A 17248-nucleotide genomic window follows, 5' to 3' on the forward strand; every position below is an offset into this window, starting at 1 on the left:
CCAAATCGTCAGTCCTTCGCCAGGATGAGTCGGAAATGAGCGCCCTTGAAAATGGGGTGGCCGTCCGAGCGGGAGACCAGCAGAAGCGCGCCGTCGGCGGCTTCGGCGATGTCACGGGCACGGTGCAGACCGTCGCCCCGGCCCTCGCCCTTGGTGGAGCGGCCCGCCCGGAAGACCAGGTCCTCCCGTCCCGGCGGGTAGGTGATCCCGGCTCCGTTGTCGCGGATGTCGACGAGCCACTCGTCGCCAGCCGGTTCGACACGCACGGAGACCCGCCCCGTCTCCGAACCGGCCAGTTCCTCACCGGCGTTGGCCAGCAGCTCGTAGAAGAGCGCTTGGGCGGCGCGGGCGCTGATCCGCGCCACGGCGGCGTCCGGTCCGCCGGTCTCCACCTGCACGCCGGGGAACGCCTGCTGCCACCGGCCGATCGTCTCGCGCAGCATGGGCACCAGATCGGTGGTCCCGGCCACTCCCCGCTCGTCCGCGGAGAACTCGGCGGTCTGCCGCGCCAGCCGCTCCAGCCGGGCGTCGAGGTCGGCGGCCGGGGTGCCGCCCTCCAGGACGGCCAGGTACTCCTCGTAGTCGGAGCTGAGGCCGTGCCGTCGGGCCTCCCAGAGGCGTACGGCATGACCGTGGTCCTCGGACGCGGCCGCCTCCGAGTCCGCCGCCCAGTCCCGCAGGGCCGTCTCCAGCCGCTGCTCCGCCCGCTCGCCCAGGAAGGTGAGCACCCCGCACCGGCGCAGCCGGACGCGCTCCGCGGAGGCCTGCTCGGTCAGCCGGAGACGGCCGAGCCCGGCCATGGCCGCGGTGAGGACGTCGGCGTCGGGCACCAGGTCGGCCGTGAGCTGCGCCACCGCCAGCAGTTCGTCCGCCGTGACCCCCTCGCCGGCCGGTGCCGCGGTGAGCGCGGCCCAGAACGCGATGCGCGCGACGCGTGACGGGCCGAGCGGCCGCAGCACCGTGTCCTCGACCGCGGCCCTGAACTGCCGCTCCTCCCGCCACCGGGACAGCCACCGTTCGCCCCCGCCGGCACGGCCCTGCCGCTCGGCCAGAGCCTGGAGGAACAGGTGGAGCAGCTCGGGATCCCAGCCGGTCGCGAAGGCGAGCGCATCCGCGACGACGATGCCGCCGAGCCCGGTCAGGTCCAGGATCCAGCGAAGCGTCGACCACCGCGTGGCCTCGTCCGGGCCCAGCCGCTCGTCGAGTGCGCCAGGGGTACGGCCGACGAAGGTCGCCAGCGGCCACTGCCGTCCCAGCAGGCGCGCAAGTGCCGTGGACCGGCCCGTATGCAGGGTGGCGAGCTGGAGCAGGTCCCGCAGCACCAGCACCGCACACGGGCTGCGGTCCGCCGGTGCGGCCAGGGCGGCGCCCACGGCGACATACGGCGGCATCGCGTCCAGGCCCTCCGGCTCCCTGGTCTCGGGGCCGCCGATGAACAGGTCCAGGTTGCCCACGGGCCAGAACCGTTCGATCTCGGGATCGGCGAACGCCCTTGCCACAGTGGCGAGGTAGCCGCCGGTGATCTCCTCGGTCCTGACCTGGTCGAGGTCGTCGGCGTGCAGGTAGGCGTTGAACGCCGCGGCGAAGCGCTGTGCCGCGACGAAGCCGCCGTCGTCCAGGGAGGCGTACGCCTCCAGCAGTTCCCGGGCGGAGTCGTCGTCCGGCGCCCAATGGGCGTAGCGCACCTGCCGCTGGCGCTGGATGGGGTCGAGGTGCCATTCGAGGAGCTGTGCCGGCGACAGCTCAGGGTTCCAGGCGGGCAGCGCGGGCACCTGTTCCGGGCCGGTGCTGCGCGTCCCGTCGTCGATCTGCCGGGCCGCGACCCGCAGCAGCCCCGCGTCGATGAGCGCACGGCTCGACTCCGCCCACGCGGGGTCGGTGGCCCCCTGCTCCTCCCGCTCCGCGAGCCGGACCCGCAGCGCCTCCCGGCCCGCCGCCAGCCCCTTCTCGAGTGCCGTCTCGGCGATCCCCAGCAGCCGCAGCGTCCGAGTCCAGGACACGGCGCAGCTGCGCTCCAGTTCCGCCATGTCCAGCTCGGGCAGGGTCAGGTCGGCGTCGCCTGCCCGCTTCCGCAGTGCGTCGCGGCGGTCCCTGAGTTCGTCGCGCAGCTCCTGACGGCGGTCGGCGAGGGCCTGGAGCCGGCTGGACAGGCCGGCCCGGTCCGGCAACGGGCCGTGTTCCAGCAGATACTCGGCGGCCTCCAGCTCGCCTTCCCGCAGCAGGCTGCCGAAGACCGACTGCTCGTCCTCGTCCTCGGCGATGCCGCGCAGCACCGCGTCGACGAGGACGTCCTCGTCCAGCCGTTCCGGGGAGCGCAGCGCTACCGCCAGCCGGCCGAAGCGGAACCGCCCCGGCCACTGGCTCAGCAGGTCGATCAGGGGGTCGTCGGTCATGCGTGCACCCTTGCCCACGTGGCCACCGGCTCCAGGCGCTGGAGCAGGGCCAGCGCGGGGTGGCGATACGGCGGTTGAAGGACGTCCGCCTCGCTGAACAGCCCGTCCCATGCCCCGGCCGTCCGCACGGCGAAGCCGCGGAAGGCGACCGGGACCGCGGTCCCGGCGTCGGCGCGGCTCGCGGCGGCGGACAGGCTGCGCGCCTCCAGCACCAGCGCCTCGATGCGGTTGAGGTAGGACGTCTGCCTGCCCCACTGGATGCGCTCCTGCCCGGCGGCCGCGACCAGCCGGTCGACATGGCGGCGGACCTCGGAGGGCAGGCCGGAGCCGAGCGCGGGGCGCAGCGCGGGATCCGTGGCGGCCGCCTCGATGAGGGTGAGGAAGCCGTCCGCCGCGAACATCCCGTCGTGCCATGCCTGGCCCGAGTCGAAGTTGAAACGCTGGCGGCGCCGCCGAATCTCGTCGATCCTGCGGGCCAGCTCGGCCCAGCGCTCCTCCACCTCCGCGGCCGTCATGGTCGTGGCGAGCTGCGCGCTGAACGCGTCCAGCGGCAGGCCGCCGTCGAGCGGCCCCAGTTCGCCGACGAAAGCGGCGAGTTCGCGCCACCGCGGCGGCAGCGCCTCCTGGAGCAGCCCGACCACCTGGCCGCCGGCGGGGCCGCCCCACAGCAGCGTTTCGGCGAGCCCGCCGACGGCCGCCGCGCTCTGGTCCCGGGGGTCCTCGACCTCCAGGGCGGCGACCTCCAGAGCGCCGCCCACCGGGCCGAACTCCAGCGGCAGCGCCGCCGTGCACACCGCCACCGTGAGCGGCTCCCCGTCGTTCGGCAGCATCCGCCCGATCAGCGCGGCCTCGAAGAAGGCGTACCGTCTCCAGGCGTCCCTGACCAGCCAGCGGGCCCAACGAAGGCGGTGCACGGCCGGCACCCGGTCGGCGGACCGCAGGAGCATGGCGGCGCCCCGGCGCAGATCGGCGACCGGAACCTCGCGCTCCTCCCACACCTCCAGGACCCGCCAGGGGTCGTCGAGATCGCCCAGGAGTTCCGTCATCACCTCGCCGTAGCGACCCTCGGCATGGGCCGCACGCGCCTTCTCCAGAGCGGCGTAGGCGGCGATCGCGCCGTCGGTCACCCGCGAGACGGGCGCCCCGGTCTCCCGCCGCGCCGGTTCGTGCTCCGGTTCCTGCGCGACACCCAGCCGGGACAGCACGTCGGCCACGAACCCGGCGCCGTAAACCCGCACCCCGACCTGGCTGGCGGTGCTGGGCCCCTCGGCGCGAACGGAGTTACGGCCCAGCGGGGCGAAGCTGCCGAGCTGGAGGGTGTCGTCGCAGACCACCGCCCGGATGCCCGTGCGACGCCGGTGCACAGTGATGCCCGGTGTCGACTCGACGACGCCGGTGAACGACTGCACCTCGGTGTCCCTGCCCGCCGAGGGCTGCACCAGGTGAACGGCGACGCCGCTCTCGGCGCGTTCCCGCATGGCCCGCGCGACGCGTTCGGTGGCAGCGCGAGGGCTGATGCGGTCGTCGGCGAGGACCAGCCGGGTGGTGGCACCGTGCAGCGCCTGCCAGAGGTAGTCCTGGTGGGAGCCGTCCTCCACCAGTTCCACGCTCGGCGCCTCGTCCGTGGCCTGCCGCACGGTGTCACGGAGCGCGGCCTGGTACTCGCGCCAGCTCGCCGCCCAGATCCGCAGCATCTCCGGGGTGCCGTCGGCGGGGCCCGGCGGCAGCGGGGTCTCCGTGTTCTCGGCGCCGAACGGCTCGGCGGGGCCGGCCTCGGCCTCGGGGAACTCGGACTCCTGGGTGAGAATCTTCAGCCGGTTCTGCCCGGCGAACCCGGACCGGCGGACCCACAACAGCAGTTCGGTGACGCAGCCGGGCAGTGCGGGACCGTACTTCGACGGCTCGACCAGCAGCCCCGTCAGCTCGCCGGCGAAACCGCTCACCAGGTCGAGCGGGCTGTGCGCGCTGACGTAGGCGCGCACGTTGTCCTGGACCACGACGCACCCCGCGGTGCGCGCGCTCGCGGAGGACAGCAGGACCCGGCCCGGGTACTTGGCGGCCAGCTCATTCAGCGCGGTGCGCACCTCCGGGGCTGGCGTGTCGCTGATCGTGCGGCCCGACGACACGACGACACGGACCTTGCGCCGCAGCGCGGCGCGCAGATCGGGCAGCAGTCCGCTCAGGGTGGAGTATCGGATCGCGGGCGAGACGATGACGATCTGCCGCTGCGCCCTCTCCAGCAAGTACTTGAGCGCCCACTCGTGCCCCTGGACGCTCTCGATCGGCTCCAGGCCCGCCCGCGCCTGGAGCAGTGCCCGCAGCCGCTGCTGGATGCGGCGCCCGAGTTCCTCCAGCTTCTTCTGGGCCTGCGCCGTCTGTGCGGCCTCGCTCGTCGGCAGCTTCTCCACCTGGGCGGCCAGCCGGTTCAGCAGCTGCGGGACCCCCTCGGGCTCCAGCAGCACCCGGCTCGCCCTGCCGCGCAGCGCCTGCACCAGGCTGCTGTCCGGCTGTTTGTCGCCGATCCGGGCGAAGTACTCCTGAAAGCGGGACTCCGCGCGGGCGCTCCAGAACCGCTTGCCCGCGTCGGAGACGGACACGGTGAGCCGCCCGCTGTCCTCGTCGGTCCGGACCTGCACACCGACGGTGTACCAGCGGATCTCGTCGGGCGGCTGAAGCAGGGGGTTGCCAAAGCTGACATTGAGGATGCGGCGCCGGAAACCGGCCCCGCCGCCGTACCGGGTGGCCGCACGGACCGCGGCCAGCAGATCGCGGGGCGGCAGATCGGAGGCCTTCAGGCTGTGGTCGACCGGGGCGCGCAGAGCCGCCGGGGCCGCCCTCGGAGTGCCTTCCCGCTCCGCGAAGAAGCTGCCGGTGATCGGTTCGAACAGGTAGGCCCGGGTCTCCTGCGTCGTGCTGCCCTCGGCGAGTGCGGTGCTGGCGGCCGCACGGATGCTGTCGCGGCCCCCGTCGCTCAGTTCCAGGGCGCCGCTCTGGAGGTCGATGGTGAGCAGTCCCCGGGTCCACAGCGACGTCACCACGTCGAGCACCACCCGGTACGGCAGCACGAACAGGTCGGCCAGCTCCTGCACCTTGGCCAGGCCGGTACCGACGGCCTTGGTGACCAGGGTCTCCAGGGTGGTGTCGCCCTCCTCGGGACCGACCTCCATCTTGAGGGTCACCATGCGGCACGGAAGCGCCAGTTGGACGAGATCGTTCACCGCGTCCTCACCTCGTCGGCGGAGACGACCTCGCCGTAGTGCCGCAGCACCTTGATCACCGTCGCCCAGTGCTCACCGCCGTAGGTGGCGAAATGCCGGAGGTCGCCCACAACGACGAGGAGCCGCTTGGCCCGTGACATCAGGACGTTGATCAGTTCCCGGCTGCCCACATGGCCGACGTTGCGCTCGATGCCGCCGCCGGGGTCCGCGGTGGAGCGCACCAGGGAGACGATGACCCGGTCGGCCTCCCGGCCCTGGAAGGAGTGCACGGTGTACTCGCGGCCGCGCACCGAGTCCCGGCCGCTCAGCAGCTCCAACTGGGCCTTGTAAGGCGTGAGGACGGCGAGGCTGCCGTCATCGTCCAGACGGTCGGGCGGCGCGGACGCCGGCAGCATCGACTGGGCGATCCGGTCCACCAGGTTCACCTCGCCATCGTTCCGCCAGCGGGGTTCGTCGCCGAACCCCTCGCAGCCGCCCGTGTCGACCCACACCAGCGGTCGGCCGCGCAGGAAGGCCGGTTCGGTCAGGTCGTGCGGCTTGTGCTGCTGGGTCTTGAGGAAGCTGAGGGGCAGCCCGTCCTCCTCGCGCAGCGGTACACGGGGGTAGAAGGCGCGACTGACCGGCTCGGCGATCGTCTTGTCCATGCGGAACTGTTTCTCGATCCGGCCCACGGCCGAGTCCGCCAGCTTGTAGTCGGCCTCGGTCTTGCCCGCGAAGATCTGCTCGAACAGCCGCAGTGCCTTGCGGTGGTCATCCTTCTGCTCGTACTCCAGGGCCACCATGGGGTCCGGGTGGTTGCGCAGGGAGTCGAGGAATGCCTCCAGCTCCTCCTCGCGGTGCGGTCCGAGCTGTAGATGGTCACCGATGAGGGTCCAACGCACACCGAGCACCAGCGGGACGATGATCTCCGTGGACCACGCCTTGGCCGCCTCCTCGACGATCACCCAGTCGAACAGGTCCTTGGGGTCCCAGCGCCCGTCGTTGACGGTCGCGGCGATGGAGCAGGTGGCGAGGACGACACTCGCGCCGCTGCGGATCCGGTCGCTGAGTTCCAGCTGGTTGGAGGTGATGTGCTTGAGCCACTGCTCGGCCAGTTCCCGGCGGGCCCCCTTCAGCGGCGGCAGGTTCGGCAGGTCGATCCACCAGCGCTCCGCCAGTTCGACGAGATCCTGGGAGTACGGCTGATCGACGTAGGGCGGATGCTCGTAGGGCTTGCGGACGAGCCGGGCCCTGAGCAGCCGGGTCGAGGCGTCCTGCACCGACCGGGTCAGATGGGTGAGGGTATGGGCGCGCACCAGTTCGTCCCGTACCTCGTCCTCCTTCTCGGCGGGCGTCTCGCGCAGGATGAGGGTGCGCGGGCTCTGCTGCTGGATCAGCTTGCGGGCCAGTCCGTCCAGGGTGTGGTTGGACTGTGAGGTGACCAGGATGCGGGCGCCCTGCTCCACGGCCAGATTGCGGCGGACGGCGGCGGCGGTGAGCGTGGACTTGCCGGAGCCGGGCGGCCCCTGCAGGGCGAAGAACGGGTGGGTGCCGAGCATCCGCTCGATGAGCTTGCGGGAGACGGCGTCGAAGTCGACCTCGCCCGCCAGCGGATGCGCGTCGATCCAGCGGCCACGCCCGAGGTCGAAGGAGAACGGCTCGCGCAGCGACTCGATGAGCAGCGGCTGCGCCCGCAGCAGGGCCAACCCTCGCTCCTGGCGGTCGAGCTGGGGACTGGTGCCGCCGTCGTCGTCGTGCCGGATCCAGCCCGCCTTGGGGATGGTGCCCGCGCCCTGCACGGAGACTCTGACCGTGTACGGGTCGACGTACTCCTGGAAGACCGCAGTGAAGGTCTTTCCGCCGAAATAGGGCTCACGGGTGGAGCCGCGGCTCACCAGGTTCAGCAGGGTGGCCTTGCCCTCGCGTTCGCCGTCGAGAGCGGCGAAGAAGTCCGCGAACCGCGGCCGACGCCGCTCGTCGAGCGCGTAGGCCGACAGCATCGGGGACGAGTGCCGCCGGTCGGCATCCGCTTCCTCGTCGAACTCGATGGTCACCAGGCCCTGCTGAGCGGCGCCGACCACCCGGAAGGGGTAGGAGCGGGCCTGGAGCACCATACGCTGGTAATTGAGGAGGAACTGGAGGGAGCGCAGATACATCTCGTTGAGCGTGTCGGTGCGGGCGTGTCCGCGCACCGCCTCTTGGAGGTCCGTCCACGAGCGCCGGTCCTTGACCACCTGGGACATGTTCTGACCGGGTCGGAAGGGGATCAGTTCCAGCCCGCTCTCTATCTTGCGTCTGCGCTTGGCCGTCACCAGTTCCATGGTGATGTCCTTGTCCCGCAGGTACTTGATGACCAGGATCTGCTCGAAGTGCTTGCGCATGTTCGTCATGGGGACGGGGTCGTACAGGACGGCGCAGAACCAGACCGCTCGCCGTCCGATCAGCACCCACTGCGCCTCCTTGAGCCGGTCCTCCGGCCCGGTGGCGTAGCCGAGGGCGCCGCGAGCCGAGTGGACGAGCACGGCCTCGGCGAGTTCGCGCTGGAGGAAGAACCGCAGTTCCTCCTGACCGACCGGGGTGGCAGGGGAGTGCCGGATCCATTTCCGGTCCTCATAGAGCATCTTCACGTTCTCGTCCGGCATGAAGGCGACGAGCCGGGGCCGCCTCTCCTCCGGCCCCGCCCAGTGGGCGCGGATCTTCTGCCAGCTCTCCCCCAGGTGCTTGGCCGCCTGGTAGGCGGTCCAGCGACTGTCCGGGTGGGGTTCCATCATGCGGCGCAGCGCGTCGGCAAGGGCCGTGGGCAGTTCGGCGGTGGCGAGGTGCGAGGCCATGGCCCGCTGGAGCTGGGCCAGGGCGGTCTTGCGGCCCGCCGGTCCGGCCCGCCGCACCTCCGCGTACGGCTCGGGCAGGACGTCGGGGATGCGTCCGCAGAACCACTCCCAGGCAGTGGCCGCCAGGCCGTACACATCGGTGGTCACCCAGTCCCGGCGGACACTGGTGTGCTCGTCGAAGAGGTAGGCGTGCAACTCCGGTGCCAGGTAGGCAAGATGGCGTTCAGGATCGATGCCGACGGGGGCCGTGTAGAACTGGCGGACCTCGGCCACCGTCTCGGCTCCGCTGCCCGCGCCCACGGTGCGGATCACGTTCCCCATCAGCGTGCTCATCTCGAACCGCGACAGGACAATGTCGACCTCGTCCGGCTCCGAAACATCGATCACATGGGTGTTGAGGGAGGCCGCGGTGAGGTTGCGGTGGATGATGCCGGCCGAGTGCAGCTCGTTCAGGGCGTCCAGCAGGGTGCTGAAGTGCTCGAAGGCCCGGGCCGGGTTGCGGCGCGCCCAGGCCACGGTGTGGTCGATGTTGATGGGCTTGCCGCGCTCCCGGGTGAGAGTGAAGGCGATGTCCTCGCTCGGGACGAACTTGCCCATGGCGATCTGCGGCAGGGCCGGGTGGTTGAGCGCACCCACCCGGAGCAGGTTGCGGGCGGTGTGCTCCCATAATTCGCCGGCCAGGTCGGTGATCCTGTCGAAGATCGTGAGCTGGTAGGCGTCGTGCCCGTGGGGTGCGTCGGTACGGCGGTGCAGGGTCGCCCGCACCAGGCGCTCGGGAACCACGATCTCCGGTTCGCCGAACAGGGTGTAACCCTCGAACTGGGCGTTGTCCCGGCAGAAGAGCCGGTCGATGAGTTCCTTGTACTTCTCTACGTCGCTCAACGGCGCCCCGTTCCCCTCGGCGTCCCCTCGTGCCGTCATTCTCGGGCGACTTCCGACGACCTGTCAGCCCGTTCGGCGAACACCACGCCACCACGGCCGGTGTCCTCGTCGTCCGGCTCGCCCTCGTCGGCCCACGCGCTCGGATCGAGGTCGAGCACGACGACCCCGTCCTGCGTCCCCACCGCGACGCCTCCCTCGCCCAGCTCGGTCAGGGTGTGGCAGCGCAGCCCCAGCCGCACCGTGTGCAGCAGCCGGGTGCCCGTGGGGTCCCACACCCGCAGCTCTCCCTCGCGGCCCACGGTGACCAGCACCCGGGGCGTCTCCGCCGGGCCGCGGACCACCGCCACCGCCGCGAGCCTGCCCGGCCGGCCGGGGAACAGCGGGTTCCAGGGCCCCTCCGGGCCGGCCGACCACCAGACGTGGTGGCCGCCGTCGCCGACGACGGCCAGGACGGTCGTCATGTCGTACGGGATCGCGGTCATCGCCTTGAAGGGGGCCTGCAGCCCCGTCGGAACACTTCCCAGGAGAGCGCCGCTGCGCGCGTCCCACCAGCGCAGTTCCCCGGCGGCCGTGAGCCCGGCGAAGGCTGGATGTCCCCCGGCCAGTCGCAGCCCGGCGAGGAACTCCACAGGGGCCGCGAGGGGCGACAGGGCCAAGGCGAGGCGCTGCGAGGGCACGGGCTTGCCGAGCGACTTCCCCGGTACGGCCTCGCCGTTCCGCCCGACCTCGCCGTCTCGCTCTCCCGCTTCGGCCTCGACTCCCCACTTCCCACCGCCGGTGAGGGCGCCGTCTATCCGGACGGTGCCGTCCTTGTGGGCCGTGGCCAGCAGGGTTCCGCCCTCGGGATCCGGCAGGGATGCCAGGGCCAGGACGTCGCCGCGGGGGCCCGGGGCGTCGAGCGCGGTGCCGTCGGCCGCGCTCAGGCGGGCGACGCCCCCGTCGGTGTACGCCACGCACAGCACGCCGCCGTGCGCCGGGTCGGCGGCTTCCGCCAGGGCCCGCACCGGGGGCAACGCCGTCGGCTGCCCGGTGGCGCTCCTGCCGCGTGGGTCCCACAGCCGTACGGTCCCGTCCTGGCCCGCGGTCGCCAGCACCACCCCCTCCTCCGGATCCGCGAACGCCGTCACCGCGTACACCGGCCCCTCATGCCCCGTCAGCCGCCCCAGCTCCCCGTGTCCGCGCGGGTCCCACAGCCGCACGGTCCCGTCCTCACCCGCGACCGCCAGCACCACCCCGTACCGCGGGTCGGTGTACGCCGTCACCGCGCGTGCGCCCTGGCCGTGGGCCTGCCACTCGGTCTCGCGCCTGCTGCGATCGGCCCGCCACACCAGCGCCCAGCCCTTCGCGTCGACCGTGACGAGCCGCTCGGCACCGCTGCTCGGCTCCTCGAACACCGCCATGCCGTTCACCGGGCCGTGGTGGCCGGTCCGGCAACGGCCCTCCCGGCCCTCAGCGGGGTCGAACAGCCAGAGACGGCCCTGGAAGTCGCCGATCGCCAGCTTCCCGGCGAAGGGCGCCATGGCCCGTACGGCGTCCCCCAGCAGCGAGTACGCCGGGGCGGCGAGCCGCCCGGTCAGCGCGTCCCAGAGCCGCAGCGTGCGATCGTTCCCGGCCGCGGCGATCAGGTCCGTTCCGTCCGGTCCGCGCAGCGGGGCGAGCGCGCACTGGGCTCCCTCGCGCGGTCCGCCGCGCAGTGCGGGTGCCGTCTCCAGGCCGGTGCGCAGGTCCCAGGCCCGCACCACTCCGGCGTCCCCGGCGCCGACGAGCAGCTTCCGCCCGTCCGCACGGCGGACGAGCGCCTGCAACGACCGCATCGGCGCGTTCAGTCCGGCGAGGGTCAGATGCGGGGCGTGCGGCGGCAGCGCGGCCCACCGCACGGTCCAGGATGCGGCGGGACCGTCGTACGGCGGCATGCCGGGCGCAGCCGGGGCGGCACCCCCGATCCGCCGGCTGCCCAGCTCACGCAGTCCTCTGCGGTCGGCCGGAGAGGCGGCGACAGCCAGGTGCGCCAAGGCCAGGGCCCCGGTGACCTCCGTGGGCAGGGCGGCGAGTCCCGCGCCCGACCGCAGCGCGGCACCGGCCTGCGCAGCCGGGTCCAGATGGTCGAGCACCCCGAGGTGTCCGGCCAGCACCCGCCAGCCCTCGGTGCCCGCCTCGGCGGCGTGCCCGGCGAGATGGCGCACCAGGTAGGGGTGCGGCCGCGGAACGGCCGTCATGCCCTCGTCCTTCACCGCGGCCAGCCGGGTCAGGGCGGTGACGACGCGCAGCCGGTCTTGCCGCGCCCGCCGGGTGTCCCGCGGCTCGTCGCCGCCGAGGAGGAAGTCGCGGAAGGCGCGGTGCGCCAGCCGGTAAACGGCCTGTCCGTCCTCGGCGTCGAGCATGATGTACGGCGCCGCGGCCTTGGCCACGGTATCCAGCAGGGTGGCGTCCACGGGGGTGTCGTTCAGCGCGGAGGCGACCGTGGCCCAGATCCGTTCGGCCCGGGGCAGACCGTGGCCCTGTGCGAAGGCCAGGGCGCGCAGGACGGCCGTACTGCCCGGCAGCGCGTCCCTCAGCCGCGCCACCACGGCGGCGAACAGCCGTCGGTGGTCCTTGCCGAGCAGGTCCGCCAGGTCGGCCCGTCTGCGGTCCAGGAGCAGCGTCGGATCGGCGATGACCTCGTGCACCGCCAGCGTGGCGTAGAGGAAGTCGCGCTCCGCCGCCGGCTGCGGCGCCGTGCAGACCAGCGCGATGACCCGCTGGACCGCCGCGTCGAGGTCGATCTCCGGGTGCGCGAACGCACCGCGTTCGGCGAGCAGGGCCTCGCGCACGTAGATGGCGAGGTCCTGGGGGTCCCGTCGCAGGCGCAGGACCTCGGCCGCCGGCCACCCCAGCCCCTCCAGCAGGTCCTCCCCGACGGCCCGCGGCACATCGAGGCTGTCGGTGGACGACGGCCTGGTGCCCACCACCACGCGCACGCCGGGCAGCGCGCCGAACGCACGGAGCAGGTCGGCGAGCCGGTTCGGGTCGTCGGACGCGTCCAGGGCGTCGGCGAACAGGGTCCAGCGCCGTTCACCGGGCCGTACGGCGTCCAGGAGGGCGCGAATGCGTTCGTCGTCATTGGAGGCGTCCGGCAAAGTCGCCACGGCGAACACCTCGGCAAGCTGCCCCACGGCCTGCCGGACCGAGGCGCCGGTGAGGTTCAGGAAGGTGTCCGCCCGGGGCCGCGGGACGTCCTCGGGCCACGGACCGTGCCGCAACGCGGGTCCGGCCCCGGGCGATTCGCCGTGCCCCGCGGCGCGCAACAGGATGTGGCCGAGGAGCGCGGACTTCCCGCAACCGGGCGGCCCGGTCACCGCCAGCACGCCATGGTCGGTGTCCGCCAGCCAGCCCGCTATCCGGTCGCGCTCCCCGGACCGTCCGACGAACAGCCACGACAGCTCGCCGGAGGGCGACCCGGCCGGGACGGGGGTGGCCGCGTCGGCCGAGACGGGGGTGGGATCGGCGGCCGGCACCGCGGGCGCCGTCGCCGCGCGCGGTCGTGCGTAGTCCTCCAGCGTCATGATCACGGAAGCGGGCGCCCCGTCCCGGCGGATCAGGACCTCGTCCCCGGCCAGCTGGTACCAGACCCGGCCCGGCTCCAGCAGGTCCTGGATGCGCTGCGCCAGGTCCCTGAGGCGTATGTGGCTGTAGTTGCCGGAGAACTCGCCGAGCACCGTGGTGAGCACCTCGCGGAAGGAGGCCAGGTATCCCCAGCCTTGGTCGGCCCCCGAACCGATGATCACCAGGCGCTCGGCAGCGCGCCGATTCACGACGTACATCAACAGCTTGTCGACGAAGCGGGCAGCTCCGCACGCCTCGACGACCACGACAGCCCAGCAGTCCTCGCGGGCCCGGCCGCGGAACTGGCGGACGATGTGATCGCCCAGCTGGTCGGGCTTGACGCTGTCGTCCTCGTCGTCGACGCCCGAGCCGCGGACGGCGAGCAGGGCGTCGTCCTCGTTCGACTCGCCGTGGCCGAACCAGAGCAGCATGGAGTCGCGGGGCGGACGCGCCCGGGACCACTCACGCAGCCGTGCCTCGGTGGCCCCGCGGGTGCGGTCCTCGCCCTGCCACGTCCGGTGTTCACCGCCCCAGTCGCTCAGCAGTTCGGTGACGCCGTCCGCCTCCGCCACGACCTCGGGCAGCTCGGCGAAGCGGCTCGTGTCGACGTACGTGTCCATCGGCAGCGTGACAATGGTGAAGCCGTCGTCCTGGCCGAGATGGCCGGGCAGGCCCCCGTCCAGCCCGTCACCGTGCATGCGGTCCTACTCCCCGTGTCGTCTCCCTCTGCGCGGCCGAACTCCGCTCAGCCGACCATCACCAGCCGGGTGACAGGGTCGCCGCCGGCGCCCACCTTTACCCGGTACAGGCCGGGGTCGTTGAGCAGCACACGGGCGCTGAGCAGTGCCTCCTCCCCCGGAACAGGTGTCAGCAGCGGCTTGCGGACCGGGTTTTGGAGCGCCTCCGAACCGGCGTCCTCCACCAGGCAGCTGACCCGGTCCGGACCCTGTTCGGTGCGCGCCATGACCTCGAAAGGGCTGCCGACCGGGACCCGGTCAGGGGTGTCGAGACCGACGTCGGTGCCGCCGAGGCGGGCGCCGCGCCGGTTTCCCGTGAGGAGGCCACGCGCGAAGTCGAGGACCGAGCCGGTGACGGCGAGGGCGGCGTGCTGCTGGGCGACGGGGTAGGTCTCCACGTCACGGTGGGTGGTGGAGTAGCGGTAGACGGTGCCGTCGCCGCCGTGGTCGTACTCGACAAGCCGACCGATCTCGTCGCGCAGGAGTTCGCCGTCGTCGTGCCGGTCATAGCCGACGTGCCGAGCCTCGACCACGCCGTCCCGGATACGCAGAGACTGAGTGGTGTGCTGGGCGGTGCCCTCCACGATGCGGTGACCGGGCAGCTCGACCTCATCGAGCCGGGCGTGCAATCGGAAGGCCCGCTCGCCCAGTTCACGGTCTCCTCCGATGGACTCCACGTCACCGGGGGTCAGTGCCACCACATCGTCCCCAGTGTCCAGGCAGCGGTAGCTGGGCAGCAGGTCGTGCACGCCGGGCAGGGTGCAGGCCAGCCGGCACAGGTTCTTCGCGGGGAGACCCAGCATGCCGCGGCCGCTGTTGAGGATCTCCATGGCCTTGACAGCGCCGTGGAAAGGCGTTCCCACGGTCAACACGGCACGGACGTCGTCGAGAGCCCCCGGGATCAGCCCCAGCGCCGCGGTCACCAGACCGCCCATGGAGTGCGCGACGAGGACGATCCGGGCGGGCCGCTGGTCAGGAGCAGCGGCCCTGGCCGCTCGGCAGTCGGGATGGGCGCGCCAGGCGGTGAGGTGCTGGTCGATCCTGTCGGCCAGCAACTTGGCGTTGTGCTCGACGGACAGCCGCCAGTCGTAGCCGAACTCGTCGACGGCGGACGGGTGGACGACGGCCTTACGCAGGCCCTTGACCAGCGGGGTGTAGGGCTCGAAGCCGTCGGTCAGCGGCATCCAGGCGGGCGTCCGCAGCAGTCGGCCGGGCACCACCCGGCCGAGTCGGCCCGCGCGCTCGTCGTCGGTCAGAGCCAGCGCGTCCATGCCGTTCTCGAGGTCCCAACGGGCGGCGTAATCCACCACCTTGCGCATGCCCCACAGCATGCGGCCCGTGGCGGCCTCGTATAACTCCGTACCCATGATCCCGGGCACGACCAGGACTGCGTCATGCGTGACCCCCGGCCGGGCAGGATCCCTGTCCCGGACAATCGTCGAATCCATGGAGCAAAGTTACTGGAGGAGCACGGGGGGCGATACAGGCTTACCTCCGGACGAGACGTTCCACGCCACCGGAGCCTACGAAGGCGGACGACTGACGGCTCGGGCTGCTAGTGCGCGGGGGCGGCGCGGGACGAGTCGCAGCACCACAGTGCCGGAACTGTCCACCTCGTGGTCGCCGCCACAGCCGAGTTGCAGGGGCTCATCCTCCGGCCCGCGACCGGGACTTCGAGTGCGTCGTCGCCGTCACCGGCCAGGCACTTCAGTGGTACGGACCAGGAGCCGGCAAATGAGCCAACGGGGCGGGCGCCGGCTGTTCTGGCCAGAGTCCTTCCCGACTGGACCGCCGCCCGAGCTCAGCCGAGCGCGGCACTGTTCGTTCCCGTGATCTGCCCACTGGTCATCGCGACTCGTGCCCACAGCGTGCCTGTGAGAACGGGCAACCACGGTCAACAGCGGACGCGCGGGCCCGCGCCATGATGCCGAAACAACGAATCTGCGCAGGTCAACGGCCACACGGCCGCACAAGCGCCGTCGCGTCCCAAGCTGAGAGCGCGAGTTCGATTCTCGTCACCCGCCTCCATGATGAAGGCCCAGGTCGCCCCGGGCCTTTTGCTGTCCGCCGTCACCGGTCGCCAGTCGCCCGCCGCCGCTTCCGCCCGAACGAGATACGCCGGAAGAGAGCACCCTCCGCGGCGCACCAGTTGTTTCCCGCCGCACCCTTCGAGGCGCCCGACGAATGGAGCGCCTTACCTCGCCACCGCCTCCCCGAAGTCCATATGGGCGATACCTACCGTAAACTCTCTTTTAGTTCCTCTGCACTACTCAACGCACCGAAACGCAACCCTCAGTTGATCCCCAACACCATGACGGGGGACACTGTCCGGCAGCAGCGTCGAGGGCCATACGCCCGGTGATTACTGGGCAGTTGACCTCGGGCTTTCGTGGTAGCGTAATTGTTCGGAGGGACAGTGCAACCTGAAAGGGAAATCGTGAACACGGAGAAGATCGCCGCTCGCCGACTCTCGCTGGAAGAGGTGACGAAGCTCGGCGTCAAGGACAGGATCTTCGTTTCCGCCGACACGGCAGAACTCAAGCTTCCCGACTGCTACGTCCCTGCTTTTCTGACCCAGTCCGGCGACAATTTCGAGGGCGGCTCGGTCACGGCGAGAACCGTATTCCAAGAAGAGGTCACCTGCCTTCCCGACGACGAGAATGGAGCGGGGATTTACGTGGCCGCCGAGAACGACTCGGTGACCATCGAGGTCCTCCAGTCCTCCGGTGTCGTGCTGGACCTGGCACTTTTCGTCCCCGGTGGGGACAAGGGGGCCCTCACGGCCCTTTACGCCGCGGTCCGGCAGGCGTTCGGCGCCGACGTCGTGCAGATCTGGCGCCAGGGCCTCAAGGAGGTTCCCGACGTGAAGGTCGACATCTTCGAGGAGCAGATTCCCCGGGGGCGCAAGGCGACCGACAGTCCCAAGCGTGACCGCCGCGCGATCGACACGTACCCCACCCGGGCGGACTTCATCGAGTTCTCCGCGGGGTGGAAGCCGGTCATCGAGATTCACCGGCCGGTTGTCGACGACACCCCGACCATCTGAACGGTCGCAGGAAGTCTCAGGGAGTCGCAGAAAGTCGCGGGATGTCGTAGGGGCCGACCGCGAGGTCGCGTCAGGTCCCCCAGGCACATGGCGCGGGGCGCGCGCTCTGCCGCTCCACCGCCGACCGCGTCTGGCAGGCCCGGGAGTTGCTCTCCCAGCGCGGACAGCCGCGCAGTGGCCGGGAGGCGGGTCGAGCAGGCCGCGACGGGCACCCCGCTGGTGTATACGTACCTGCTCGACCCCGCCACGAGGACGTACCGCGAAGGCGACGTGTTCACCGGCGTCCTCAAGATCACTGCCCCCTTCGCGGCGGAAATCGACCTCGGTCAGGTCTGAACCGGTCGTAGGGCAGGGCGGCCCGGGCCACGAAGAGCGCGAGGACGGACAGCGTGGCGGGGTGGTGTTCTCCGCGTCGGTAACGCGTCGGTCATGGGTGTCCGCGCGGCACGGGAGTGCCGCCGTGGCTGCCGTCCAGCTTGCGGTGTCGGCTTCGGCAGGGCTGCACGTGCCGTACCGGAATTTCGTAGCTGGTGCTGGAGTCCGAAGGCGAGTGGCCGGGCCGGGAACAGCCGGTACGTCC

General features: G+C 71.8%; 6 protein-coding genes and 2 pseudogenes. 3 read left to right on the plus strand and 5 right to left on the minus strand.

Translation table 11 applies throughout. The features are described from left to right. Positions 1–8: 8 nt before the first annotated feature. From AB0G32_RS05170 to AB0G32_RS05190, 5 genes are read right to left on the minus strand one after another with little or no spacing between them, the layout of a single operon-like run. Positions 9–2393 carry an ATP-binding protein gene (locus AB0G32_RS05170; RefSeq protein WP_361158329.1) on the minus strand — a complete coding sequence of 795 codons (2385 nt, stop codon included), beginning with the start codon at positions 2391–2393 and terminating at the stop codon, positions 9–11. After that, entirely contained in the window at positions 2390–5611 is a 3222-nt protein-coding gene (locus AB0G32_RS05175) for a hypothetical protein (protein WP_361158332.1), read from the minus strand. The genes AB0G32_RS05170 and AB0G32_RS05175 overlap by 4 nt, the downstream gene beginning before the upstream one ends. Further along, positions 5608–9303, minus strand: coding sequence for an AAA domain-containing protein (locus AB0G32_RS05180; RefSeq protein WP_361158335.1), 3696 nt, complete (start codon positions 9301–9303; stop codon positions 5608–5610). The genes AB0G32_RS05175 and AB0G32_RS05180 overlap by 4 nt, the downstream gene beginning before the upstream one ends. Positions 9304–9338: 35 nt before the next feature. Further along, complete coding sequence (locus tag AB0G32_RS05185) at positions 9339–13583, minus strand: AAA family ATPase (RefSeq protein ID WP_361158337.1); 4245 nt, start codon at positions 13581–13583, stop codon at positions 9339–9341. A gap of 47 nt (positions 13584–13630) precedes the next feature. Further along, positions 13631–14989 (minus strand): hypothetical protein, encoded by a 1359-nt coding sequence (locus AB0G32_RS05190; RefSeq protein ID WP_361158340.1) that lies wholly within the window; start codon positions 14987–14989, stop codon positions 13631–13633. Between the two features lie 219 nt (positions 14990–15208). On the opposite strand from AB0G32_RS05190, the pseudogene AB0G32_RS05195 reads away from it, so the two are divergent. From AB0G32_RS05195 to AB0G32_RS05205, 3 genes and pseudogenes are all read left to right on the plus strand, one after another. After that, a pseudogene (locus AB0G32_RS05195) lies at positions 15209–15360 on the plus strand (VapC toxin family PIN domain ribonuclease); the annotation flags it as partial. 699 nt (positions 15361–16059) lie between these two features. Next, the gene (locus AB0G32_RS05200; RefSeq protein ID WP_361158342.1) at positions 16060–16668 is read left to right on the plus strand and encodes a hypothetical protein; all 609 of its coding nucleotides are present in this window, start codon (positions 16060–16062) and stop codon (positions 16666–16668) included. Between the two features lie 186 nt (positions 16669–16854). Next, a pseudogene (locus AB0G32_RS05205) lies at positions 16855–17004 on the plus strand (Uma2 family endonuclease); the annotation flags it as partial. Positions 17005–17248: the final 244 nt, after the last annotated feature.

It is taken from the genome of Streptomyces sp. NPDC023723 (assembly GCF_040639815.1).
Taxonomy (GTDB): Bacteria; Actinomycetota; Actinomycetes; order Streptomycetales; family Streptomycetaceae; genus Streptomyces.